Consider the following 22,741-nt stretch of genomic DNA (forward strand, 5'->3'; position numbering starts at 1 on the left):
TTCTACCCATATAAATCAACAAATTAAGTGTCACCTTTTGGAGACGCCTGCAGGGCAGGATTGTCGCAATTTTGCGACACGCATAAAAAAGCCCGGTGGCGCTTACGCTTACCGGGCCTACAAGGGTCAGGGTACTAAAACTTAACCCAGCTGCTTACGCGCGTTGCGGAAGATGCGCATCCACGGGCTGTCTTCGCCCCAGTTTTCCGGGTGCCAGGAGTTGCTCACGGTGCGGAACACGCGTTCCGGATGCGGCATCATGATGGTCGCACGACCGCTTTCGCTGGTCACCGCCGTAATACCGTTTGCCGAACCGTTCGGGTTAGCCGGGTAGGTTTCTGTCACCTTGCCGAAGTTATCAACAAAGCGCAGCGCCACCAGACCTTTGCTCTCCAGCTGAGCCAGATGGGCAGCATCACGTACTTCAACCTGACCTTCACCGTGGGAAACGGCGATTGGCATCTGAGAACCCACCATCCCCTGCAGCAGCAGCGACGGGCTTTGGGTCACTTCCACCAGGCTGAAGCGCGCTTCGAAGCGGTCAGACTGGTTGCGCACAAAGCGCGGCCAGGCTTCGCTGCCCGGGATCAGCTCGCGCAGATTAGACATCATCTGGCAGCCGTTACACACGCCCAGCGCCAGCGTTTGCGGACGGTGGAAGAAGGTTTCGAACTCATCACGCACGCGGCTGTTGAACAGGATGGACTTCGCCCAGCCTTCGCCCGCGCCAAGCACGTCGCCGTAGGAGAAACCGCCGCACGCCACCAGCGCCTGGAAATCGTCCAGACCGGTACGTCCGGCCAGCAGGTCGCTCATGTGGACGTCGATGGCGTCAAAGCCCGCACGGTGGAAGGCAGCCGCCATCTCAACGTGGGAGTTAACGCCCTGCTCGCGCAGCACGGCTACCTTTGGACGCGCACCTGTCGCAATGTACGGCGCGGCAATGTCTTCGTTGATGTCGAAGGAGAGCTTCACGTTCAGGCCGGGATCGTTGTCGTTAGCCTTGGCGTTGTGTTCCTGGTCAGCACATTCCGGGTTATCACGCAGGCGCTGCATCTGCCAGGTGGTTTCAGCCCACCACATACGCAGAGTGGTACGGCTTTCGCTGAACACCGCGTGGCCGTCTGCTTCAATGACGAAGCGGTCGCCCTGAACGGCTTTGCCCAGATAGTGGACGCAGTCTGCCAGACCGTGCTTCGCCAGAATCGCTTCAACCGCATCGCGATCCGCCGCACGTACCTGAATGACCGCGCCTAGCTCTTCGTTAAACAGCGCCGCCAGACGGTCTTCACCAAGCGTTGCAATGTTCGCTTCAACGCCGCAGTGGCCGGTGAAGGCCATCTCTGCCAGCGTCACCAGCAGGCCGCCGTCAGAACGGTCATGGTAGGCCAGCAGCTTACGCTGCGCCACCAGCGCCTGAATCGCGTCGTAGAAGCCCTTTAACTGCGCCACGTCGCGCACGTCGGCTGGCTTGTCGCCGAGCTGGCGGTAAACCTGCGCCAGCGCGGTGGCACCCAGCGCGTTGTGGCCTTTACCCAGGTCAATCAGCAGCAGGGCGTTGTCTTCGATAGAAAGCTGCGGCGTAACGGTGTGGCGCACGTCTTCCACGCGCGCAAACGCGGTGATCACCAGCGACAGTGGAGAGGTCATCTCGCGCTGCTCGCTGCCTTCCTGCCAGCGGGTTTTCATCGACATGGAGTCTTTACCCACCGGAATGGTCAGGCCGAGGGCAGGACACAGCTCCTCGCCCACCGCTTTCACGGCTTCATACAGGCCAGCATCTTCGCCCGGGTGACCTGCTGCGGCCATCCAGTTTGCGGAGAGCTTGATACGTTTGATATCGCCAATCTGCGTCGCGGCGATATTGGTCAGCGCTTCACCGACCGCCAGACGGGCAGAGGCCGCAAAGTCCAGCAGCGCCACCGGGGTGCGTTCGCCGAGAGCCATCGCTTCGCCGTAGTAGCTGTCGAGGCTCGCGGTGGTCACGGCGCAGTTAGCGACCGGGATCTGCCACGGACCGACCATCTGATCGCGCGATACCATACCGGTCACGGTGCGGTCGCCGATGGTCACGAGGAAGGTTTTCTCTGCCACAGCAGGCAGGTGCAGCACGCGGTTGACCGCTTCTGCCACGGTGATGCCCTGACGATCCAGCGCTTTGCCCGCCGCTTTGCGGGTTGTCACGTCGCGGGTCATCTTCGGCGTTTTACCGAGCAGGACGTCCAGCGGCAGATCGATCGGCTGATTGTCAAAGTGAGTGTCGCTCAGGGAGAGGTGCTGCTCTTCGGTCGCCTCACCGATGACGGCATACGGCGCACGCTCGCGGCGGCACAGCTCGTCAAACAGCGGCAGCTGATCCGCGGCAACCGCCAGCACGTAGCGCTCCTGGGATTCATTACACCAGATTTCCAGCGGGCTCATGCCCGGCTCATCGCTCAGGATATCGCGCAGGTTGAAGCGGCCACCGCGGCCACCGTCACTCACCAGCTCCGGCATGGCGTTGGACAGACCGCCCGCGCCCACGTCGTGGATGAAAAGGATCGGGTTGGCATCGCCCAGCTGCCAGCAGCGGTCGATCACTTCCTGGCAGCGACGCTCCATCTCAGGGTTGTCACGCTGCACGGAAGCAAAATCGAGGTCCGCATCAGACTGGCCGGAGGCCATAGATGAAGCCGCCCCGCCGCCCAGGCCGATGTTCATCGCCGGACCACCGAGCACGATCAGCTTCGCGCCGACGACGATCTCGCCTTTCTGCACGTGATCGGCACGAATGTTGCCGATCCCGCCCGCCAGCATGATCGGTTTGTGGTAACCGCGCAGCTCTTCGCCGTTGTGGCTGTCCACTTTTTCTTCATAGGTGCGGAAGTAACCGTTCAGCGCCGGACGACCAAACTCGTTGTTAAACGCCGCGCCGCCCAGCGGGCCTTCGGTCATGATATCCAGCGCGGTCACGATGCGCTCTGGCTTGCCGAAATCTTCTTCCCACGGCTGTTCAAAGCCCGGGATGCGAAGGTTGGAGACGGAGAAACCGACCAGACCCGCTTTTGGTTTCGCGCCGCGACCGGTCGCACCTTCGTCACGGATTTCACCGCCGGAGCCGGTCGCCGCACCCGGCCACGGAGAAATCGCCGTCGGGTGGTTGTGGGTTTCCACTTTCATCAGAATATGCGCGGGCTCCTGATGGTAGTCATAGCGCCCTGCTTCGCGATCGGCGAAGAAGCGGCCCACCTCGGAACCTTCCATTACCGCGGCGTTGTCTTTATAGGCAGACAGCACGTGGTCAGGGGTTTGCTCCATGGTGTTTTTGATCATTTTGAACAGCGACTTCGGCTGCTGTTCGCCGTCGATAATCCAGTCGGCGTTGAAAATCTTGTGGCGGCAGTGCTCAGAGTTAGCCTGCGCGAACATGTAGAGTTCGATGTCGTTCGGGTTACGGTTGAGCTTAACAAACGCATCCTGCAGGTAGTCGATTTCATCTTCAGCCAGCGCCAGGCCGAGACGCAGGTTAGCGTCAATCAGCGCCTGACGGCCCTGCCCCAGCAGGTCTACGCTCTGTACCGGCGCAGGCTGATGGTGTGAGAACAGCTTCTGCGCGTCGTCGAGAGAGGCGAATACGCTCTCCATCATGCGGTCGTGCAGCTCAGCCGCAACCGCCTGCCACTGTGCGTCGCTCAGGGTGGAGGCTTCAACATAGTACGCTACGCCGCGCTCCAGACGGTTAATCTGGCTTAGACCACAGTTATGGGCAATGTCGGTGGCTTTGGAAGACCAGGGGGAGATGGTGCCCGGACGCGGCGTCGCGAGGATCAGTTTGCCGGTTGGCGTATGGCTGCTCAGGCTTGGACCATACTTGAGCAGGCGTTCCAGCTGTACGCGCTCCTCTGCATTCAGGGGGGCATTCAGGTCAGCAAAATGGACATACTCAGCGTAAATATTGCTTACCGGAAGGTCGGCCGCCTGAAAACGTGCCAGCAGTTTGGTAATACGGAAGGCAGACAGTGCAGGCGAACCACGCAGAATTTCCATCATAAGTCTCTCGTCTTCGAAGCGCCGGGGCGCTTACAGTGTGCGCAAGGGGGGAAAACGGGCGTCATTATAGAGAATCCTGAGCGCCGACGAAACCGTTTGCGTCGAAATAAAATTTGCACGGCGGTTTAACAATAGGTGTGACCTGTCTCTCTAATTTGTTGCCAAGTGGCGTAACTTTGCGCAAAATGCCGCTCATTCAATGGCAAACCTTATTCTTAACATGGCTACAGCATACTGAGGCAACCGGCGTCGCAGAGAATTAACTAATTGAAAAAATTAAAGATTAATTATCTGCTCATCGGCATTGTTACGTTGCTGCTGGCAGTGGCCCTCTGGCCTTCTATCCCCTGGTTCGGTAAAGCCGAAAACCGTATCGCCGCCATTCAGGAGCGGGGGGAATTGCGCGTCAGTACCCTCTCCTCTCCGCTGATTTACAGCGACATCAACGGCAAAACCATTGGTCTGGATTATGAACTGGCCCAGCAGTTTGCCGACTATCTGGGTGTTAAGCTCAAAATTACCGTGCGTCAGAACATCAGCCAATTGTTCGATGACCTGGATAACGATGACGCCGATATCCTTGCCGCCGGGCTGGTGTACAACAGCGAGCGCAGCAAGAACTACCAGCCAGGCCCGACCTACTACTCTGTTTCCCAGCAGTTGGTTTACCGCGTGGGAAGCGTGCGCCCTCGATCGCTCGCCACCATTAATGAGCAACAGCTGACAATTGCCCCCGGCCATGTCGTGATTGACGACCTGCGCGCCCTCAAAGAGAAAAAGTATCCTGACCTGAGCTGGACGGTTGACCCAAAACTGGGCACGACAGAACTGCTTGATCGGGTTAAAGACAAAAAGCTGGCCTATACCATTGCGGATTCGGTGGCGATCAGCCTTTTCCAGCGCGTGCACCCTGAAATCGCCGTGGCGCTGGATGTGACTGACGAACAGCCTGTGACCTGGTTTACCCAACTGGATAACGATCAGACCCTCTCTGCGGCCATGCTCGATTTCTATAACGCCATCAATGAAGACGGCACGCTGGCGCGCCTGGAAGAAAAATACCTCGGCCATGGTGATGACTTCGATTATGTCGACACCCGAAGCTTCCTGCGTGCAGTTGATAGCGTCCTGCCGGACCTGCAGCCGTTGTTCGAAAAATACGCCCAGGAGATTGACTGGAAGCTACTGGCGGCAATCTCGTATCAGGAATCCCACTGGGATACTCAGGCTACTTCTCCAACCGGTGTGCGTGGTCTCATGATGCTGACGAAAAATACCGCGCTGAGCCTGGGCGTCAATGACCGTACCGATGCGGAGCAAAGCATCAGCGGCGGCGCGCAGTATTTACAGGATATGATGGCCAAAGTACCGGAGACCGTGCCGGAAGAAGAGCGGATTTGGTTCGCACTGGCCGCCTACAACATGGGTTATGCGCATATGCTGGACGCGCGCGCGCTGACGGCAAAAACCAAAGGTAACCCGGACAGCTGGTCTGATGTAAAACAGCGTCTGCCGCTGCTGAGCCAGAAACCGTGGTACAACAAGCTGACCTACGGTTATGCGCGCGGGCATGAAGCCTACGCTTACGTGGAAAATATTCGTAAGTATCAGATAAGCCTGGTGGGATACCTGCTGGAGAAAGAGAAAGAAGCGGCGGAAGCTAAACAGCTGGCTCAGAGCTACCCGGTGGTTGCACCGGACGAACTTAATCGTCCACCTGCTTCAATTCTGCCTTTTGTTGCTTTTTCTGCTGCCGGCGCATTCGAAAGAAGTCACTCAGCAGACCCGAACACTCTGGTGCAAGTACCCCACCGATAGTCTGCACCTGGTGGTTCATCCCTGGATGGCCCAGCACGTCCATTAGCGAACCGGCCGCGCCTGTTTTTTCATCCCGCGCACCAAACACCAGCGTACCGATACGGCTGTGCACCATCGCGCCGGAACACATGACGCAGGGTTCAAGGGTGACGTACAAAGTGGTATCGAGCAGACGATAGTTTTGCAGTACCAGCCCCCCCTGGCGAAGCGCCATGATTTCGGCGTGCGCGGTAGGATCGTGGCGGCCAATCGGACGGTTCCACCCTTCGCCAATCACCTGATTATTATGAACCAACACCGCGCCCACGGGCACTTCGCCCTCATCCCAGGCACGTTGAGCCAGCGTGAGCGCGTGGCGCATCCAGTATTCATGATTGTATTCAGGGTTGGACAAGGGCTGATACTCCAGTCGAAAAGCGGGCGGCATTATACACGCCCGTTTTAGAGAAGACTATTCGAGTTGCTGAAGTTCACCTGATGGCGTGACGCGCCAGCGGTGCTGGCAAAAATAGAGCAGCGGGTTGTCCTGCTTGCTATCGCTGTAGCCGCTGTACAGGCGCAGCGGTGTGCCGATGCGCTTCTCCAGCTGGACCACCTTCTCGTGCCCCAAACAGCGCATAGTCAGCACCCAACCGCCGTAAGCGCGGGAAATTTGCGTGGCGATAAGATTTACGCGCGGCAGCCATGGCGTATCAAAATAAACTTGCTCTACCAGCGTCTGTGGGGAGCCGGTAATCAGCCAGATGTCGGCATCGTTGGCGTCGAGGTAGCTGGTGAGACGCGCCTGCACCACGGGAAACGCGGCGACATGGCCGCGAAACCAGTGCGCAAAATCCTGTTCGAGCTGTTTAAGCCGTGCTTCGCTGTGACCAAAGGTGCATCCCCAAAGCAGCAGGCTCATCGGCCAGCGCGCTGCACGGCCTTTTACCAGCAGCGCGATGCCAATCACGGGTAAGAGCGGTAAGACGAGCAGCGCATTCAGAGGCTGACGCCGCAGCAGGTAGCGCATAAACGTGCCAAACATATCCTGCTGGTGCAGCGTTCCATCCAGGTCGAAAAAGACAACGCGACGCGCGTGATTTGCCAAACCTTACTCCTCTGGGTCGTTGAATCCTAACAGCCAGGTAAACAGGAACCCGGCGATTACCGCTACTAAATAGCCTAACAGATAGAGCATCACTTTTCCGGTCACGATGGTTAATGCCAGCGGTAAACCGGAAAGTCCAAAGGTGATCACCGTCGCCACTTTCCAGTAGCTAATGAGCGCCCCGCCCACCGCGCCCCCCAGGCAGGCTGCGAGGAAAGGTTTACCCAGCGGCAGCGTAACGCCGAAAATCAGCGGCTCGCCGATGCCGAGCAGTCCGACCGGAAGTGCGCCTTTAATCACTTTTTTCAGTCGCGCGTTGCGGGTTTTCATCAGTACGGCAATCGCCGCGCCGACCTGCCCCACGCCCGCCATCGACAGGATAGGCAGCAGCGCGTTATAGCCGTGCGCCTGCACCAGCTCGACGTGGATCGGCACCAGCCCCTGATGCAGGCCGGTCAGCACCAGCGGCAGGAAGGTACCAGAGAGCACCGCGCCCACCAGCAGGCCACCACGGTCGATAGCCAGAGACGCACCGTGGGCGATGGCGTCAGAGATCCACCCGCCTAACGGCTGAAGAACCACAATCGCTACGCTACCGGTAATCAACGTGGTCAGCAGCGGGTTGAGAATCAGCTCAATCGAACCGGGCAGAACCGCACGGAGTCTTTTCTCGATCCAGCACATCAGGATGACCACCAGCAGCACGGCGATCACCCCACCGCGTCCAGGCTGGAGCGCCTCACCAAACAGCGTGATCTGCGCCAGCTGCGGGCTGGACAAGATGCCCGCCATTACCCCGCCCATGGCCAGCGATCCGCCAAACACCTTCGCGGTATTCACCCCGACCAGAATGTTCATGATGGCGAACACTGCGCTGCCGAAGATCCCGAGGATCCCCAGCAGGTTTGGATACTGCGTGGCAAAATCCCCGACGATATCCGGCCGCTTGAGAATATTGATGATACCGGTGATCAAACCCGAAGCAATAAACGCCGGGATCAGCGGGATAAAGACGTTTGCCAGCTGTCGCAGCGCGTCGCTCATTGGCGCCTTGTATTTGGCTTTTGCCTGCGCTTTGGTGCTTTCGGCATCGTCAAATGAGGCCGTCGCCTCACCGCCCACCATCAACGCGCGCATGGCATCAACAACCTGCGCCGCTTTCCCCGGCCCGACGATGAGCTGGTGCTGCTGCCCCTGTTTGACGTATCCACTTACGCCGGGGAGTTGCTTCAGGCGCGGTAGATCAAGATCGTCGTCGTTATGCACCTCGACGCGCACGCGCGTCATGCAGTTTTCCAGACGCTGGATATTCTTTTCTCCGCCGATCCCCTGCAGGATACCGCTGGCGAGCGCTGCTGTTTTTTCCATACACGCCTCTGTTAGTTTTCCAATGCAGCCCGTAAGAACCCATTATGCGCATCGAGTCTGGCTCTCGCCGCCGCGGCGTCCAGCCCGCTTAAGATCATCAGAATGGCCGGTTTAACATCATGATCGGTTTGTTTCAGGACCGCTTCCGCCTCTTCACGGTCTGCGCCTGTCGCCTCCATCACCATGCGGCAGGCTCTGTCCACCAGCTTGACGTTGGTGGCCTGCATATCGACCATCAGATTCTGATAGACCTTGCCAAACTTCACCATCGCGCCGGTGGAGATCATATTGAGCACCAGCTTTTGCGCGGTCCCGGATTTCAGACGCGTGGAGCCGGTCAGCGCTTCCGGCCCGACAACCGGAGAGATAGCGATAGCGGCCACCTGCGCAATCGGCGAGCCCGGGTTGCAGGAGATGGCAATTGTCGTGCAGCCTGTCTGGTTGGCGTATTCCAGGCCGCCAATGACGTACGGCGTGCGCCCGGATGCCGCCAGCCCAACTACCAAATCTTGCGCGGTCAGGTTCAGGGCTTTGAGATCATCTTCACCGAGCTGTTTATTGTCTTCCGCCCCTTCTACCGCTTTCAGCAACGCACCTGGACCACCGGCAATCAGCCCGATCACCAGACCGTGCGGAACGCCAAAGGTTGGCGGACATTCGGAGGCATCCAGAACCCCCAAACGTCCGCTGGTGCCCGCGCCCATGTATATAATGCGTCCACCGGCCTTTAACGCAGCAGCGGCCGCATCAACCGCTTTCGCCACCTCAGGTAATGTCTCTTTCACTGCCTGCGCGACCAGCGTATCCTGTTGATTAAAGCGGTTAACCAGCTCCAGCGTGGAGAGTGCGTCAAGATCCATGGTTTGCGGGTTACGCGTTTCAGAAACAAGTGAGCCAAGATTCATTTTTGTACCTCAAGAATTTTTAATTCATAATAATCACACTATAGTGGAATATAAAATTCATTCAGGCGAGCAAAATTCGTATTTGAGCAGATAATCACATTTTCGCCAGGAGACCGTATGAACTGTTTAATTCGCATTCGCCAGCGTTATGCAGGCTTTGCCCAAAGCGACAAGAAGCTGGCGGATTTTCTCCTTTCTCAACCCGACCACGCGCGCCATCTTAGCTCGCAACAGCTGGCGAGTGAGGCAGGTGTGAGCCAGTCCAGCGTGGTGAAGTTTGCCCAGAAGATTGGGTTTAAGGGCTTTCCGGCCCTCAAGCTTGCGATCAGCGAAGCGCTGGTGAGTAACCCCAATCCGCAGTCGATGCCGGTGCATAATCAGATCCGGGGCGATGACCCGATGCGTCTGGTGGGCGAAAAGCTGATCAAAGAGAACGTGGCTGCCATGCATGCGACGCTTGATGTGAATACCGAAGAGAAGCTGCTGGAAAGCGTGGCGATGCTGCGCGCGGCACGGCGCATTATTCTGACCGGGATAGGTGCATCCGGGCTAGTGGCGCGTAACTTTGGCTGGAAGCTAACGAAGATCGGTTACAACGCGATAGTGGAGCAGGACATGCACGCCCTGCTCGCCACCGTTCAGGCAATGGATCCTGACGATTTGCTGCTGGCGATCTCTTATTCCGGTGAACGTCGAGAGATCAATATGGCGACCGATGAAGCGCTGCGCGTCGGCGGTAAAATTCTGGCGATCACCGGTTTTACGCCAAATGCGCTCCAGCAGCGGGCAACGCGCTGTTTATATACCATTGCCGAAGAGCAGGCCACGCGCAGCGCGGCTATTTCGTCCACCAGCGCGCAAATGATGCTGACGGATCTGCTGTTTATGGCGCTGGTGCAGCAGGATCTTGAGCACGCGCCAGAGCGCATTCGTCACAGCGAAGAACTGGTAAAGAAGCTGGTTTGACGCGTATAATGCCCGCCCAGTTTGTGTTGTTTCTGAGAATTTCCTGATGGCGCTGTTAATTACCAAAAAATGTATCAATTGCGATATGTGCGAGCCCGAATGCCCTAACCAGGCTATTTCGATGGGCGACAGCATTTATGAGATTAACAGCGACCGCTGCACCGAATGCATCGGCCACTATGAAACGCCGACCTGTCAGAAAGTGTGCCCGATCCCGAATACTATCCTGAAGGATCCGGCCCACGTCGAGAACGAAGAGCAGCTATGGGATAAGTTTGTCCTGATGCATCATGCAGACAAACTCTAGCTTTCAATGATCACCGTCGCGCACGCGTAGTAGCGTTCATCGGCGAGCGTCACGTGCATGTGATTTACACCCAGCTTCTCTGCCAGCTTTTGCGCCTCGCCCCATAAACGCAGGCGCGGCTTACCCAGCTCATCGTTAAACACTTCAAACTGGTTAAACGCCAGGCCGTTGCGAATTCCGGTTCCGAAGGCTTTAGCAGCCGCCTCTTTAACCGCAAAGCGCTTCGCCAGAAAACGCACCGGCTGCTGATGCGCTTCCCAGATAGCCCACTCGTTATCGCTCAGCACGCGTCTTGCGAGGCGATCGCCGCTCCGGGCGATCACCGCTTCAATGCGGGCTATTTCAACGATATCGGTGCCTAAGCCCAGAATAGCCATTACTGACGCGCTTCCAGCATCAGGCGTTTCATCTCAGAGACCGCCTCTTTCAGGCCGCTCATCACCGCACGGCCAATAATGGCGTGGCCGATGTTCAGCTCGTGCATTTCCGGCAGCGCGGCAATAGCTTTCACGTTGTGGTAGGTCAGGCCATGACCGGCATTGACCTTCAGGCCCAGGCTTGAGGCATACGTGGCCGCTTTGGCAATGCGATCCAGCTCTTTGGCCTGTTCGGCATCATTTTTGGCATCGGCATAGCAGCCGGTGTGAATTTCGATATAGGGTGCGCCCACGTCGGCCGCCGCTTTAATTTGGGCGAAATCGGCGTCGATAAACAGAGAAACCAGAATACCGGCATCCGCCAGACGTTTGCAGGCATCGCGCATTTTGTCGAGCTGCCCGGCCACATCCAGACCGCCTTCGGTGGTCACTTCCTGGCGTTTTTCCGGCACCAGACAGCAGAAATGCGGTTGAGTCTCGCAGGCAATAGCGAGCATTTCTTCAGTGACCGCCATTTCCAGATTCATACGGGTGTCCAGCGTCTGGCGCAGAATGCGCACGTCGCGGTCAGTAATATGGCGGCGGTCTTCACGCAGGTGAACGGTAATGCCGTCAGCGCCAGCCTGTTCAGCGATAAACGCCGCCTGAACCGGATCGGGATACGCCGTGCCGCGCGCATTACGCAGCGTGGCGATATGATCAATGTTGACGCCTAACAGTAATTCAGCCATGACAATCCTCGGTATTTTGGTTCATTTCTCTTCCCCCTCTCCCTCCGGGAGAGGGCTGGGGTGAGGGGTAAAACGTTAGCGTTTCGGCACAAACTGCCTGAATAATTCGCGGCTCTTTAAGGGCTTGCCGCCAAGATACGGCTTGAGGGCAATCCGGGTAAAGCGTTTTGCTGCGCGCAGGGTGTCCTGATCGGGAAATTCGCGCTCATACAGCGCCCGGAGCTGGCGACCGGTAAAGGTGCTGTTGTCTATCACGATACTGGCAATGAAGCCCTTTTCCTCGCGGTAGCGGTAGGTCATGGTGTCTTCCACTTCGTCACCGCTACCCGCACAGTGCAGAAAATCTACGCCGTACCCGAGATGGCCCAGCAGCGCCAGTTCGAAGCGGCGCAGCGCAGGCTCGGGCGTGCCCGTTGCGCCAGCAAGTGCCTGGATACAGTGCAGATAATCGAAGAAAAGTTCCGAGAAGCGAGTCTCATGTTCAAGGACGCGAGAAATGAGTTCGTTGACATACAGACCGCTGTAGAGCGTGATGCCAGAAAGAGGAAGTGCCAGGGAGACGGCTTCAGCGCTGCGCAGAGTTTTGACTTCGCCTCTCCCGCCAAAGCGGACCAGCAGCGGGGTGAAAGGCTGCAGAGCGCCTTTCAGATTAGAGCGTTTGGAACGTGCGCCTTTCGCAACAAGGCGCACGCGGCCCGACTCTTCCGTGAAGACGTCCAGCATAAGGCTGGTTTCGCTCCAGGGACGACTATGGAGAACGAAGGCGCGCTGCCAACCTTCCATTATACTCGTCGTCTTGAGTTACTGATCTTCGCCGTAACCGAGGCTGCGCAGAGCACGCTCATCATCGGCCCAGCCAGATTTCACTTTCACCCACAGTTCGAGGTGAACCGGTGCTTCAAACATCTCCATCATGTCCTTACGGGCTTCGATACCGATGGTTTTGATCTTGGCCCCTTTGTTGCCGATCACCATCTTCTTCTGCCCTTCACGCTCAACGAGGATCAGGCCGTTGATGTCGTAGCCACCGCGCTCGTTGGTCTGGAAACGCTCGATCTCCACCGTCACAGAGTACGGCAGTTCAGCGCCCAGGAAACGCATCAGCTTTTCACGGATGATTTCAGACGCCATAAAGCGCTGAGAGCGATCGGTGATGTAATCTTCCGGGAAGTGATGAATCGCTTCCGGCAGATGCTTACGCACGATCCCCGCGATGGTATCAACGTTCAGGCCGGTCTCAGCAGACAGCGGAACAATGTCGAGGAAGTTCATCTGGCTACCGAGCCACTGCAGATGCGGCAGCAGGTCGGCTTTTTCCTGTACGTTGTCAACTTTGTTGACCGCGAGGATAACCGGCGTTTTACCGTCACGCAGCTTGTTCAGCACCATCTCGTCGTCCGGCGTCCAGCGGGTGCCTTCCACAACGAAAATCACCAGCTCAACGTCGCCAATGGAGCTGCTCGCCGCCTTGTTCATCAGACGGTTAATCGCACGCTTCTCTTCCATGTGCAGGCCGGGGGTATCGACGTAGATCGCCTGATATGCGCCTTCAGTATGGATGCCGACGATGCGGTGACGCGTGGTTTGCGCCTTACGCGAGGTGATTGAAATCTTCTGCCCGAGCAGATTATTCAGCAGGGTGGATTTGCCGACGTTCGGACGTCCGACGATGGCAATAAATCCGCAATAGGTCTTTTCTTCGCTCATTCCAGCTCCAGCATTTTCAACGCCTGTTCGGCGGCAGCCTGTTCAGCCTTACGACGGCTTGAACCTGTGCCCACCACCGGTTCACTCAGGCCACTGACCTGGCAATGGATGGTAAATTCCTGATCGTGCGCTTCGCCACGTACCTGCACCACCAGATAGGACGGCAGCGGCAGATGACGACCCTGCAAATATTCCTGCAGACGCGTTTTCGGATCTTTTTGTTTATCGCCCGGGCTGATTTCGTCCAGACGGGTCTGATACCAGTTGAGGATCAGCTTTTCTACGGTCTGGATATCGCTGTCCAGGAACACACCACCAATTAATGCTTCGACCGTATCGGCAAGAATAGATTCACGACGGAAGCCGCCGCTTTTCAATTCACCCGGTCCAAGACGCAGACATTCGCCCAGTTCAAATTCACGCGCGATTTCCGCAAGGGTATTACCCCGAACCAGCGTGGCACGCATGCGGCTCATATCACCCTCGTCCACACGCGGGAAACGATGATAAAGCGCATTCGCAATCACGAAACTTAAAATAGAGTCACCTAAAAACTCGAGGCGCTCATTATGTTTGCTGCTGGCACTGCGGTGGGTTAATGCCTGTTGCAACAACTCCTGATGATGAAAAGTGTAGCCCAGCTTCCGTTGAAGCCGATTAATTACGATGGGGTTCATGCGATACCAATAAATGAATGCGTCAAAAATGCAGCACACGAAACCGACCTGAGAAAACCAACGCGGTTTCGTGTGCCGTGGCTCCCTTGCAGGGCCAACCTTAAACTTCGGGGGAATATTCTATACGCAACGACAAGGGATGTCGTTAGTTCGAAGAGATTTATCGCTTAAATAATTCACGTAGCCGCAAAATAACGCGGCTACGTGTTCTTTATGTGAGAATTAATGAATTCCGCCAATACGATTCAGGCGTACCCCGGTCGGCCATTCGCCTTCCTGCTTCTCAAAACTCATCCAGATCGCAGTCGCTTTACCCACCAGATTCGCTTCCGGCACAAAGCCCCAGTAGCGGCTATCGGCAGAGTTATCGCGGTTATCGCCCATCATGAAGTAATGACCTGGCGGTACGATCCAGCTGGCAAGCTGCTGACCCGGCTGCTGGTAATACATACCCACTTGATCCTGCGCGATTGGCACTGTCAGGATACGATGGGTGACATCACCCAGCGTCTCTTTACGCTCAACCAGGCGGATACCGTTCTCTTTGGTCTCGCCTTTCGGTACCTGGAAGAAGCCGCTGGTCGCTTCGCCGCCGTTACGACGGGCAAAGGTCTGCACAAAATCACTTGGCTCAACGTTTGAGTAGGTGATGGGCAGCGCGTTTTCACATGCGGTACCGGAGCTGCATCCAGGCTGAACGGTGACTTCCTTCGTGGCCGGATCGTAGGTGACTTTATCACCCGGCAGACCCACCGCGCGCTTGATGTAGTCCAGGCGCGGATCTTCCGGATATTTGAACACCACGATGTCGCCACGTTTCGGATGACCGGTTTCGATCAGCGTTTTCTGGTAGATCGGATCTTTAATGCCGTAGGCAAACTTCTCAACCAGAATAAAATCGCCAATCAGCAGCGTTGGCATCATTGAACCTGATGGGATCTGGAACGGTTCGTAAATAAACGAACGTACCACCAGCACAATCGCCAGCACCGGAAACACCGAGGCGCCGGTTTCCAGCCAGCCCGGTTTCGGGCCAACTTTCTTCAGGGTTTTCGCATCAATAGCATCGCCAGTGGCTGCCTGTGCGGCAGCCTGACGTTCACGGCGTTTTGGGGCGAAGATAAACTTATCCAGACACCACAGCAGACCTGTCACCAGGGTAGCGATGACCAGGATCAGGGCAAACATGTTCGCCATGCCAACTCCTTAAGGGTTATTTGCCGTCTTTACCAACATGAAGAATGGCAAGGAATGCTTCCTGCGGCAGCTCAACGTTACCGACCTGCTTCATACGCTTCTTACCGTCTTTCTGCTTCTGCAGCAGCTTTTTCTTACGGCTGACGTCACCGCCGTAGCATTTCGCCAGAACGTTTTTACGCAGCTGTTTCACGGTTGAACGCGCGATGATGTGGTTACCAATAGCCGCCTGAATCGCGATGTCAAATTGCTGACGTGGGATCAGCTCTTTCATCTTCTCAACCAGCTCGCGGCCACGGTATGGCGCGTTGTCGTTGTGGGTGATCAGCGCCAGTGCATCGACGCGCTCGCTGTTGATCAGCACGTCCACACGCACCATGTTAGAGGCCTGGAAGCGCTTGAAGTTATAATCCAGTGACGCATAGCCACGGGAGGTCGACTTCAGACGGTCGAAGAAGTCGAGTACCACTTCCGCCATCGGGATTTCGTAGGTCAGCGCCACCTGGTTACCGTGGTAAACCATGTTGGTCTGCACGCCACGCTTCTCAATACACAGCGTGATGACGTTGCCCAGGAACTCCTGCGGCAGCAGCATGTGACACTCAGCAATAGGCTCACGCAATTCGTGAATATTGTTCAGCGGCGGCAGCTTGGACGGGCTGTCGACGTAGATCACTTCTTTCGAGGTGGTTTCCACTTCATACACAACGGTCGGTGCGGTGGTGATCAGATCCAGGTCGTATTCACGCTCCAGACGTTCCTGAATGATCTCCATGTGCAGCAGGCCGAGGAAGCCACAGCGGAAGCCGAAGCCCAGCGCCGTTGAACTTTCTGGTTCGTAGAACAGGGAAGCATCGTTCAGGCTCAATTTACCGAGCGCATCGCGGAAGTTTTCGTAGTCGTCAGAGCTGACCGGGAACAGACCCGCGTAGACCTGCGGTTTTACCTTTTTGAAGCCTGGCAGCGCTTTGTCCGCCGGGTTACGCGCCAGCGTCAGCGTATCGCCCACCGGGGCACCGAGGATGTCTTTAATGGCGCATACCAGCCAGCCTACCTCGCCGCATTTCAGCTCGGTACGGTCAACCTGTTTTGGCGTAAAGATACCCAGACGGTCAGCGTTGTAGACCTGGCCGGTACTCATCACCTTGATTTTGTCGCCTTTCCGCATGGTGCCGTTTTTAATACGCACCAGCGAAACAACGCCCAGGTAGTTATCGAACCAGGAGTCGATGATCAGCGCCTGCAGCGGCGCTTCCGGGTCACCTTCCGGTGGCGGAATATCACGTACCAGACGTTCCAGCACATCTGGTACACCGACGCCGGTTTTCGCCGAGCAGCGTACCGCGTCGGTCGCATCAATGCCGACGATGTCTTCAATCTCTTCCGCTACGCGCTCAGGATCGGCGGCAGGCAGGTCAATTTTGTTCAGAACCGGCACGACCTCGAGATCCATTTCCATCGCGGTGTAGCAGTTCGCCAGGGTCTGGGCTTCTACGCCCTGCCCGGCATCGACCACCAGCAGCGCGCCTTCACAGGCCGCCAGCGAGCGTGAAACTTCATAGGAGAAGTCAACGTGGCCAGGGGTGTCGATAAAGTTCAGTTGGTAGGTTTCACCGTCGGTCGCTTTATAGTCGAGCGTCACGCTCTGCGCTTTAATGGTGATACCGCGTTCGCGTTCCAGGTCCATGGAGTCCAGTACCTGGGCTGCCATTTCACGATCAGACAGGCCACCGCAAATCTGGATAATACGGTCAGACAGCGTCGACTTACCGTGGTCAATGTGAGCAATGATCGAAAAGTTACGTATGTTCTTCATATAGTTAAATAATTATGCCTTACGAATTCCTGGAGGCCGCTGTTCTTAGCCTGACGTTTTTCAGTGCGAAAACGCAGCATTCTACACTACATCCCCGCAACCTGGAAATGCACTTAGAGCCAAGCATAGCGCGAAGAAACGGCGTTTTCTTTTTTGAGATGTAAATAATGATAAAGCCCGGTGGATCACCGGGCTTCAGAAGAGAGCGTCTCGACACGAAGCTGGTCAGGCGCGAGCGCAACATTGAGGATAACGGGTTGCCACTCTTCACGTGCAGCAAGCTTTGGCGACAGGCCTTTGGCAAGCCAGAATCCGCCTACACCACCCAGTGCAGCACCACACATGGCAGCCACATCGGTGCCAAACAACATCTGGAAAATACCGCCCATGGCAAACAAACCAACCAGTGGGGAGAGATAAACCAGCATCGCGGAGGTCAGCAGACTGCCTTCTGCAATGCCCAGTTCCACCTTCTGCCCTGCCACCAGCGGCTGTTCGCTCGGAACGGCGATCGTATGCGACGTCTGCGGCCCCAGCTTGTTGAGCACGCGACTGCCGCAACCCGCTCTGGACGCGCAGCTGTTGCAGGATGCCTTCACGTCACAGCTCACCAGCGCAACGCCATCCTGCCACGATACGACCGTAGCCCACTCTTTAATCATTGCGCAGCCCTGAATTTAATGCTGTCGGAAATGCGCTTCGCCGTTTGCGGCGGCAATTCCCCGACGATGGTGATCTCGGCGTTATCACGTACCGTGGTACTCACCGTGCGGCGCCCGGTACGAAGCATTTGTTCTGAACTGTTTGCCGTTGCACGGTTGATGTTCACCGAGAAGCTGAACAACCCATCGGAATAAAGACGCGATTCGACCGGCGTTTCAATGGTCGGCAACTGGCGACGGCTACTGGAGACTTCGCTAAATCCTTGCGGGATCCAGGAAGGAACCCAGTTGAAGTTCACAGAATCACCGGCAGGAACAGAAAGCAGCGGCGGCAGGCTGGCTTTGGCCAGATTTTGCATGCTATTGCCCACCTGATTATTCACGCTGAAGGAGATGACGCGGAACTGTTCCAGCGTTTCACCGTCACGGTCGAGCAGGTCAACGCGCATTGGCAGCTTGGTTTCTGCATCAATCCAGACGATGTAGCTGTAACGCGTACCGTCTCTGGCAACAACGCGGATAACCTCGCAGAGTCTGTCGGCAATACGGGTTTTACCCACCGCGATAAAATCGTAGAAAGGGGCAAGTCGCTTGAAATCGGTATAGATAAGCGATGGCAAAGAATCAACGATGTAGTCGCCATTCAGAGTGAAAGGTTCCAGGCCAGGCTCAAAGTAGCTGATTTCGTTGCCACGCTGAACCACTTCCCGACGTGGACCATCCATCTGTAAAAGCTGGGCGAGCGGCTGGTTATCAAGACGGGCGTGGCGATAGCGTAACGATTCGACGCCCTGCTTATTAATGCTGATAAATGCCAACTCGTAATTGAGTGACTGGCTGGCCAGATTCATTTGCTGCAACAACGCCCCGGATGAAACATCAGCCGAGGCGTTGGCAGAGAAGAACAGGCTACCTGTCATCAGAGACATGGCGAACCAAAGTTGCTTCATTACTGCGATTGCGTTCCTAAAGTTTGGTTTCCGGGCACTTGCACAGCAGCCTGCTGGGTTTGTGCCTGCTCAAACTGAAGCTGTTCGGAGTGCAGACGACGCTGCAACTCATAATCCTGCAACATCGCATTGATGCGACGGCGCTGCTCTTGTACCTGCTGTTGCTGACCGCCGCTTGCGGAAGCATCTGCCGGTACGCCCAGGCTAACCGGGCTGGCTTTGCCCATCATCGGCAGTGTATTAAACACTGGCGCTTCAGGCTGCTGATTGGCTTCAGACTGAGTGTTATAGTGCTGGACGCCAACGATAACTGCAAGCGATACGCAAGCAGCCACACCCATTTGGGTAAGCTGGCTGGCCCACGGACGCACCTTTTGCCAGAACGGCATTTTCTGCCACTGGTGAGGCGCGGGCTGAGCTTCAGGAATCAGCGGAGTGGTCTGATGTACTGGCTCGTTCTCGATGGCCGCCATGACGCGAGCCGAGATATCGAAATGGAGAACCTCGCCGGTATCACCACGTAGGGTGTCACGGATGAGATGATAGCTCTCCCAGGTCTCTTGCATTTCGGGAGAATGAGACAGCTCATTGAGCAGCTCACTATCCAGCGTTTCACCATCCATTAAAGCGGAAAGTTGTTCTTTCTGCATGCCTAATACCTTTTCCAGTATCCCGCTATCGTCAACGCCTGATAAGCGGTTGAACTTTATTATCAATTGCTTCTCGCGCACGGAAAATTCGTGAACGAACCGTGCCGACCGGACAATCCATAATGGCCGCTATCTCTTCATAGCTTAGGCCATCCAGCTCCCGTAACGTAATTGCCATGCGTAAATCTTCCGGGAGCGACTCGATCGTGCGAAAAACGATTTGTCTCAGTTCTTCTGACAACATTAAGTTCTCAGGGTTCGAAATTTCTTTCAACGCGCCGCCACTTTCGAAGTTTTCGGCGTCGATTGCGTCCACATCACTAGAAGGCGGACGACGTCCCTGAGCGACCAGATAATTTTTTGCTGTATTCACGGCAATGCGATACAGCCAGGTATAAAAAGCACTATCTCCCCGGAATGAATCCAGCGCACGATAGGCCTTAATAAAAGACTCTTGTACCACATCAGGAACGTCTCCCGAGGGTACATAGCGAGAAACCAGACTCGCCACCTTATGCTGGTAGCGAACCACCAGTAGGTTAAAGGCTTTCTGATCTCCCTTTTGGACCCGTTCAACCAGGACCTGGTCCGTTAACTGCTCGCTCATCCGAGGTAATGTCTCCCCAAACCTAAATTCCACGCGCTATCGAAACGCCACTCTAACAGCATTGTACTTTGAGCAAGCACTGGCTTAGAGCGTCTATTCTTCAATAAGTTCCGTCACGCTTTTGTTTTTGTTCATCGCGCCGCAGACCGATCATTTTCTCTCATTATAAGTCTGATCACGATACGCACCCACTTTCTGACAAGAATCATCAACTTTATCGCCTGAAGAGTAACGCAACACTGGCTTTATTTCACCACAAAATCTGAAGCTAACGATCTGCTTCGCAAAATATTTTCGTTCATTTACCTCTCGTTTACGCCGCGCGTTAAGTTTAGCCACCATAACAGCAGATAAAAAAAACGTGCGAAACCTCTCAGTCGGGTGCTATTCTGGCCAAACACTGTTTAGTAAATTAAACAAACATCATGAACACAACGCCAGAACTTCATTGTGATGTACTGATCATCGGCAGCGGTGCTGCTGGTCTCTCCCTTGCGCTGCGCCTTGCTGAGCATCAGAACGTGATCGTCTTGAGTAAAGGCCCGATGAGCGAAGGTTCAACTTTCTATGCGCAAGGCGGGATTGCGGCCGTGTTTGACGAAACGGACAGCATTGCCTCACACGTTGAAGACACCCTCATTGCCGGGGCGGGGATTGTAGATGAACATGCCGCAGAGTTTGTCGCCAGCAACGCCCGTCACTGCGTCCAGTGGCTTATCGATCAAGGGGTGCTGTTTGATACCCATGTCCAGCCTAACGGTGAAGAGAGCTACCATCTAACCCGTGAAGGCGGACATAGCCATCGTCGGATCCTTCATGCGGCAGACGCGACCGGAAAAGCGGTTGAAACCACACTGGTCAGTAAAGCGCTTAGCCATCCTAATATTCGCGTCCTTGAGCGTAGCAATGCGGTTGACCTGATTATCTCCGATAAAATTGGTCTACCGGGCACGCGACGCGTTGTCGGCGCCTGGGTGTGGAATCGTAATAAAGAGAAGGTGGAAACCTGTCGGGCAAAAGCGGTCGTGCTGGCGACAGGCGGAGCCTCTAAGGTGTATCAGTACACGACAAACCCGGACATTGCCTCCGGGGACGGTATAGCCATGGCCTGGCGTGCCGGTTGTCGCGTGGCGAACCTTGAGTTCAATCAGTTCCATCCAACAGCCCTGTTCCACCCTCAGGCGCGTAATTTCCTGCTGACGGAAGCCCTGCGCGGAGAAGGCGCTTACCTGAAGCGTCCCGACGGCTCCCGCTTTATGCCTGACTTTGACGTCAGGGGCGAACTGGCCCCGCGCGATATTGTCGCTCGCGCAATCGACCATGAAATGAAACGCCTTGGCGTGGATTGCATGTATCTGGATATCAGCCATAAGCCAGCTGAATTCATTCGTCAGCACTTCCCGATGATTTATGAAAAACTGCTTGGCCTGGGCATCGATTTAACCCGCGATCCGGTGCCCATTGTACCCGCAGCCCACTATACCTGTGGTGGCGTGATGGTTGACGATCACGGCCGCACCGACGTGGACGGCCTGTACGCCATTGGAGAAGTGAGTTATACCGGCCTGCACGGCGCGAACCGCATGGCATCAAACTCGCTGCTGGAGTGTCTGGTATACGGATGGTCTGCGGCAGAGGATATTACCCGCCGTATGCCGTATGCCCGTGAAACAGAGCGTTTGCCGGCCTGGGATGAAAGTCGTGTAGAGAATCCGGACGAACTGGTTGTTATCCAGCATAACTGGCACGAATTGCGGCTGTTTATGTGGGACTACGTTGGGATTGTACGGACGACAAAACGTCTTGAACGCGCTTTGCGCCGCATCACGATGCTACAGCAGGAGATTGATGAGTATTACGCCAATTTCCGCGTCTCCAATAACCTGCTGGAACTGCGCAACCTGGTACAAGTTGCGGAGCTTATCGTTCGCTGCGCAATGATGCGTAAAGAGAGCCGCGGGCTGCACTACACCCTGGACTATCCCGATCAGCTGGAAGCGTCCGGCCCGTCGGTCTTGTCTCCTCACGCTCACATAAACAGATAGAACGCCTGGGTCAGAGCAGTGTAATCTTCGGAGTAACGCTGGTCTGGCCCACGGATGACCATTCTGTCATTGAAACACTCCCCTTCTTTCGGTGAGAGTGCCAACAACACACGATGCGGCAACCGCCCTTCAGTGTCCGAAATGTCGGTGCGCAAACGCAGACTCCAGCCAATCTCCCGGGCAATCTCAATAAAGTTATTGCCGGTACTTTCTGGCAGCACCACGCAGAAAAAACCTTCTTCAGAGATCAGCTCAGCCGCACTGGTTAACAGCGCCTTATGATCGAGTGAGCCGGTATAACGAGCCCGTTCGCGCTCGGGCGTACCGCACTCCACGCCGGGTTCGTAGTAAGGAGGGTTGCTGACGATGAGATCGTAACGTGAAGTTTGCTCAGGCGCCCAGGCAAGAATATCCGCACACTCAACGGAAAGGCGTGGCGCCCAGGGGGATTCCGCAGCATTTTCACTCGCCTGCCCTGCGGCTTGCGCATCCAGTTCGACGGCATCAATGGTGACATGTTCTTCCGTGCGCTGCGCCAGCATCAACGCCACCAGCCCGCTGCCCGTACCGATATCAAGAATACGCTTAACACCTGCGACAGGTGCCCAGGCACCAAGTAAAATACCGTCTGTACCGACTTTCATCGCACAGCGATCGTGCGCCACAAAAAACTGCTTAAACGTAAAACCATCGCGGCGCAGCTGCGCTTTGAGTTGAGACATGTCAGGGCAACCTTCTAAGTGAAACTGGAGTAGCATAGGGGAAAGCGAAGTGGTCGAAAAGCGATATCCATACAAACAGATGAAGATTACAGCCGTAACGTCTATAATCAGCGCCCCACA

At 55.9% G+C, this 22,741-nt stretch carries 22 protein-coding genes; 4 read left to right on the plus strand and 18 right to left on the minus strand.

Going from position 1 to position 22,741, the window contains the following annotated elements; translation table 11 throughout:
• Positions 1–141: 141 nt before the first annotated feature.
• Complete coding sequence (gene purL, locus N2K86_RS16295; protein WP_260659297.1) at positions 142–4,029, minus strand: phosphoribosylformylglycinamidine synthase; 3,888 nt, start codon at positions 4,027–4,029, stop codon at positions 142–144.
• Between the two features lie 267 nt (positions 4,030–4,296).
• Here purL and mltF point away from each other — a divergent pair, with 267 nt between their 5' ends.
• Positions 4,297–5,847 (plus strand): membrane-bound lytic murein transglycosylase MltF, encoded by a 1,551-nt coding sequence (gene mltF / locus N2K86_RS16300; protein ID WP_260659298.1) that lies wholly within the window; start codon positions 4,297–4,299, stop codon positions 5,845–5,847.
• On the opposite strand, the gene tadA is transcribed toward mltF, so the two are convergent.
• Genes tadA through murQ form a run of 4 tightly spaced genes read right to left on the minus strand, consistent with a single transcriptional unit; the run spans position 5,735 to position 9,207 of the window.
• Complete coding sequence (gene tadA, locus N2K86_RS16305) at positions 5,735–6,274, minus strand: tRNA adenosine(34) deaminase TadA (protein ID WP_260659299.1); 540 nt, start codon at positions 6,272–6,274, stop codon at positions 5,735–5,737. The two genes, mltF and tadA, sit on opposite strands and share 113 nt — an antisense overlap.
• 24 nt (positions 6,275–6,298) lie before the next feature.
• Complete coding sequence (yfhb, locus tag N2K86_RS16310) at positions 6,299–6,934, minus strand: phosphatidylglycerophosphatase C (RefSeq protein WP_042715843.1); 636 nt, start codon at positions 6,932–6,934, stop codon at positions 6,299–6,301.
• A gap of 3 nt (positions 6,935–6,937) precedes the next feature.
• Entirely contained in the window at positions 6,938–8,302 is a 1,365-nt protein-coding gene (locus N2K86_RS16315; protein WP_260659300.1) for a PTS transporter subunit EIIC, read from the minus strand.
• Positions 8,303–8,313: 11 nt separating this feature from the next.
• Complete coding sequence (murQ, locus tag N2K86_RS16320) at positions 8,314–9,207, minus strand: N-acetylmuramic acid 6-phosphate etherase (RefSeq protein WP_260659301.1); 894 nt, start codon at positions 9,205–9,207, stop codon at positions 8,314–8,316.
• A gap of 117 nt (positions 9,208–9,324) precedes the next feature.
• Here murQ and N2K86_RS16325 point away from each other — a divergent pair, with 117 nt between their 5' ends.
• Together N2K86_RS16325 and N2K86_RS16330 are read left to right on the plus strand one after the other, a co-directional pair.
• Positions 9,325–10,173 carry a MurR/RpiR family transcriptional regulator gene (locus tag N2K86_RS16325; protein ID WP_049005961.1) on the plus strand — a complete coding sequence of 283 codons (849 nt, stop codon included), beginning with the start codon at positions 9,325–9,327 and terminating at the stop codon, positions 10,171–10,173.
• A 46-nt stretch (positions 10,174–10,219) separates the two neighbouring features.
• Positions 10,220–10,480: a YfhL family 4Fe-4S dicluster ferredoxin gene (locus N2K86_RS16330; protein ID WP_010434061.1), complete on the plus strand. Its 261-nt coding sequence runs from the start codon at positions 10,220–10,222 to the stop codon at positions 10,478–10,480.
• Here N2K86_RS16330 and acpS read toward each other — a convergent pair.
• The 12 genes from acpS to rseD form a co-directional block, all read right to left on the minus strand.
• Positions 10,477–10,857 carry a holo-ACP synthase gene (acpS, locus tag N2K86_RS16335; protein WP_260659302.1) on the minus strand — a complete coding sequence of 127 codons (381 nt, stop codon included), beginning with the start codon at positions 10,855–10,857 and terminating at the stop codon, positions 10,477–10,479. The genes N2K86_RS16330 and acpS overlap by 4 nt on opposite strands.
• Positions 10,857–11,588, minus strand: a complete 732-nt coding sequence (gene pdxJ, locus N2K86_RS16340; RefSeq protein ID WP_260659303.1) for a pyridoxine 5'-phosphate synthase — start codon at positions 11,586–11,588, stop codon at positions 10,857–10,859. Before pdxJ ends, acpS begins: the two co-directional genes overlap by 1 nt.
• Before the next feature lie 75 nt (positions 11,589–11,663).
• The gene (gene recO / locus N2K86_RS16345; RefSeq protein WP_089598411.1) at positions 11,664–12,371 is read right to left on the minus strand and encodes a DNA repair protein RecO; all 708 of its coding nucleotides are present in this window, start codon (positions 12,369–12,371) and stop codon (positions 11,664–11,666) included.
• Between the two features lie 18 nt (positions 12,372–12,389).
• Positions 12,390–13,295, minus strand: a complete 906-nt coding sequence (era, locus tag N2K86_RS16350; RefSeq protein ID WP_006176722.1) for a GTPase Era — start codon at positions 13,293–13,295, stop codon at positions 12,390–12,392.
• Positions 13,292–13,972 (minus strand): ribonuclease III, encoded by a 681-nt coding sequence (gene rnc / locus N2K86_RS16355; protein ID WP_003860711.1) that lies wholly within the window; start codon positions 13,970–13,972, stop codon positions 13,292–13,294. Before rnc ends, era begins: the two co-directional genes overlap by 4 nt.
• A gap of 222 nt (positions 13,973–14,194) precedes the next feature.
• Positions 14,195–15,169 (minus strand): signal peptidase I, encoded by a 975-nt coding sequence (gene lepB, locus N2K86_RS16360; RefSeq protein ID WP_260659304.1) that lies wholly within the window; start codon positions 15,167–15,169, stop codon positions 14,195–14,197.
• Positions 15,170–15,185: 16 nt separating this feature from the next.
• Positions 15,186–16,985 (minus strand): translation elongation factor 4, encoded by a 1,800-nt coding sequence (lepA, locus tag N2K86_RS16365; RefSeq protein ID WP_089598413.1) that lies wholly within the window; start codon positions 16,983–16,985, stop codon positions 15,186–15,188.
• A 185-nt stretch (positions 16,986–17,170) separates the two neighbouring features.
• Positions 17,171–17,647: a SoxR-reducing system protein RseC gene (gene rseC, locus N2K86_RS16370; protein WP_126546406.1), complete on the minus strand. Its 477-nt coding sequence runs from the start codon at positions 17,645–17,647 to the stop codon at positions 17,171–17,173.
• Positions 17,644–18,597 (minus strand): sigma-E factor regulatory protein RseB, encoded by a 954-nt coding sequence (gene rseB, locus N2K86_RS16375; protein ID WP_010434078.1) that lies wholly within the window; start codon positions 18,595–18,597, stop codon positions 17,644–17,646. The genes rseC and rseB overlap by 4 nt, the downstream gene beginning before the upstream one ends.
• Positions 18,597–19,247, minus strand: a complete 651-nt coding sequence (gene rseA / locus N2K86_RS16380; RefSeq protein WP_010434079.1) for an anti-sigma-E factor RseA — start codon at positions 19,245–19,247, stop codon at positions 18,597–18,599. Before rseA ends, rseB begins: the two co-directional genes overlap by 1 nt.
• 31 nt (positions 19,248–19,278) lie before the next feature.
• Positions 19,279–19,854, minus strand: a complete 576-nt coding sequence (gene rpoE, locus N2K86_RS16385; protein ID WP_006176728.1) for an RNA polymerase sigma factor RpoE — start codon at positions 19,852–19,854, stop codon at positions 19,279–19,281.
• Positions 19,851–19,916, minus strand: a complete 66-nt coding sequence (rseD, locus tag N2K86_RS16390) for a rpoE leader peptide RseD (protein ID WP_226348011.1) — start codon at positions 19,914–19,916, stop codon at positions 19,851–19,853. The genes rpoE and rseD overlap by 4 nt, the downstream gene beginning before the upstream one ends.
• Before the next feature lie 363 nt (positions 19,917–20,279).
• Here rseD and nadB point away from each other — a divergent pair, with 363 nt between their 5' ends.
• Positions 20,280–21,899 (plus strand): L-aspartate oxidase, encoded by a 1,620-nt coding sequence (nadB, locus tag N2K86_RS16395; RefSeq protein ID WP_260659305.1) that lies wholly within the window; start codon positions 20,280–20,282, stop codon positions 21,897–21,899.
• Here nadB and trmN read toward each other — a convergent pair.
• A complete protein-coding gene (gene trmN, locus N2K86_RS16400) occupies positions 21,884–22,621 on the minus strand; it encodes a tRNA(1)(Val) (adenine(37)-N(6))-methyltransferase TrmN (protein WP_260659306.1) in 738 nt (245 codons plus the stop codon). The two genes, nadB and trmN, sit on opposite strands and share 16 nt — an antisense overlap.
• Between the last annotated feature and the right edge of the window lie 120 nt (positions 22,622–22,741).

It is taken from the genome of Enterobacter mori (genome assembly GCF_025244905.1).
In the GTDB taxonomy this organism is placed as follows: Bacteria; Pseudomonadota; Gammaproteobacteria; order Enterobacterales; family Enterobacteriaceae; genus Enterobacter; species Enterobacter mori_A.

Coding starts and splice junctions, on each gene's coding strand:
- recO (WP_089598411.1), bottom strand. CDS start 12,371: ATGGAAGGTTGGCAGCGCGCCTTCGTTCTCCATAGTCGTCCCTGGAGC.
- purL (WP_260659297.1), bottom strand. CDS start 4,029: ATGATGGAAATTCTGCGTGGTTCGCCTGCACTGTCTGCCTTCCGTATT.
- N2K86_RS16325 (WP_049005961.1), top strand. CDS start 9,325: ATGAACTGTTTAATTCGCATTCGCCAGCGTTATGCAGGCTTTGCCCAA.
- acpS (WP_260659302.1), bottom strand. CDS start 10,857: ATGGCTATTCTGGGCTTAGGCACCGATATCGTTGAAATAGCCCGCATT.
- era (WP_006176722.1), bottom strand. CDS start 13,295: ATGAGCGAAGAAAAGACCTATTGCGGATTTATTGCCATCGTCGGACGT.
- rseA (WP_010434079.1), bottom strand. CDS start 19,247: ATGCAGAAAGAACAACTTTCCGCTTTAATGGATGGTGAAACGCTGGAT.
- murQ (WP_260659301.1), bottom strand. CDS start 9,207: ATGAATCTTGGCTCACTTGTTTCTGAAACGCGTAACCCGCAAACCATG.
- N2K86_RS16315 (WP_260659300.1), bottom strand. CDS start 8,302: ATGGAAAAAACAGCAGCGCTCGCCAGCGGTATCCTGCAGGGGATCGGC.
- lepB (WP_260659304.1), bottom strand. CDS start 15,169: ATGGCGAACATGTTTGCCCTGATCCTGGTCATCGCTACCCTGGTGACA.
- N2K86_RS16330 (WP_010434061.1), top strand. CDS start 10,220: ATGGCGCTGTTAATTACCAAAAAATGTATCAATTGCGATATGTGCGAG.
- rnc (WP_003860711.1), bottom strand. CDS start 13,972: ATGAACCCCATCGTAATTAATCGGCTTCAACGGAAGCTGGGCTACACT.
- tadA (WP_260659299.1), bottom strand. CDS start 6,274: ATGCCGCCCGCTTTTCGACTGGAGTATCAGCCCTTGTCCAACCCTGAA.
- nadB (WP_260659305.1), top strand. CDS start 20,280: ATGAACACAACGCCAGAACTTCATTGTGATGTACTGATCATCGGCAGC.
- rseC (WP_126546406.1), bottom strand. CDS start 17,647: ATGATTAAAGAGTGGGCTACGGTCGTATCGTGGCAGGATGGCGTTGCG.
- pdxJ (WP_260659303.1), bottom strand. CDS start 11,588: ATGGCTGAATTACTGTTAGGCGTCAACATTGATCATATCGCCACGCTG.
- rseB (WP_010434078.1), bottom strand. CDS start 18,597: ATGAAGCAACTTTGGTTCGCCATGTCTCTGATGACAGGTAGCCTGTTC.
- trmN (WP_260659306.1), bottom strand. CDS start 22,621: ATGTCTCAACTCAAAGCGCAGCTGCGCCGCGATGGTTTTACGTTTAAG.
- rpoE (WP_006176728.1), bottom strand. CDS start 19,854: ATGAGCGAGCAGTTAACGGACCAGGTCCTGGTTGAACGGGTCCAAAAG.
- lepA (WP_089598413.1), bottom strand. CDS start 16,985: ATGAAGAACATACGTAACTTTTCGATCATTGCTCACATTGACCACGGT.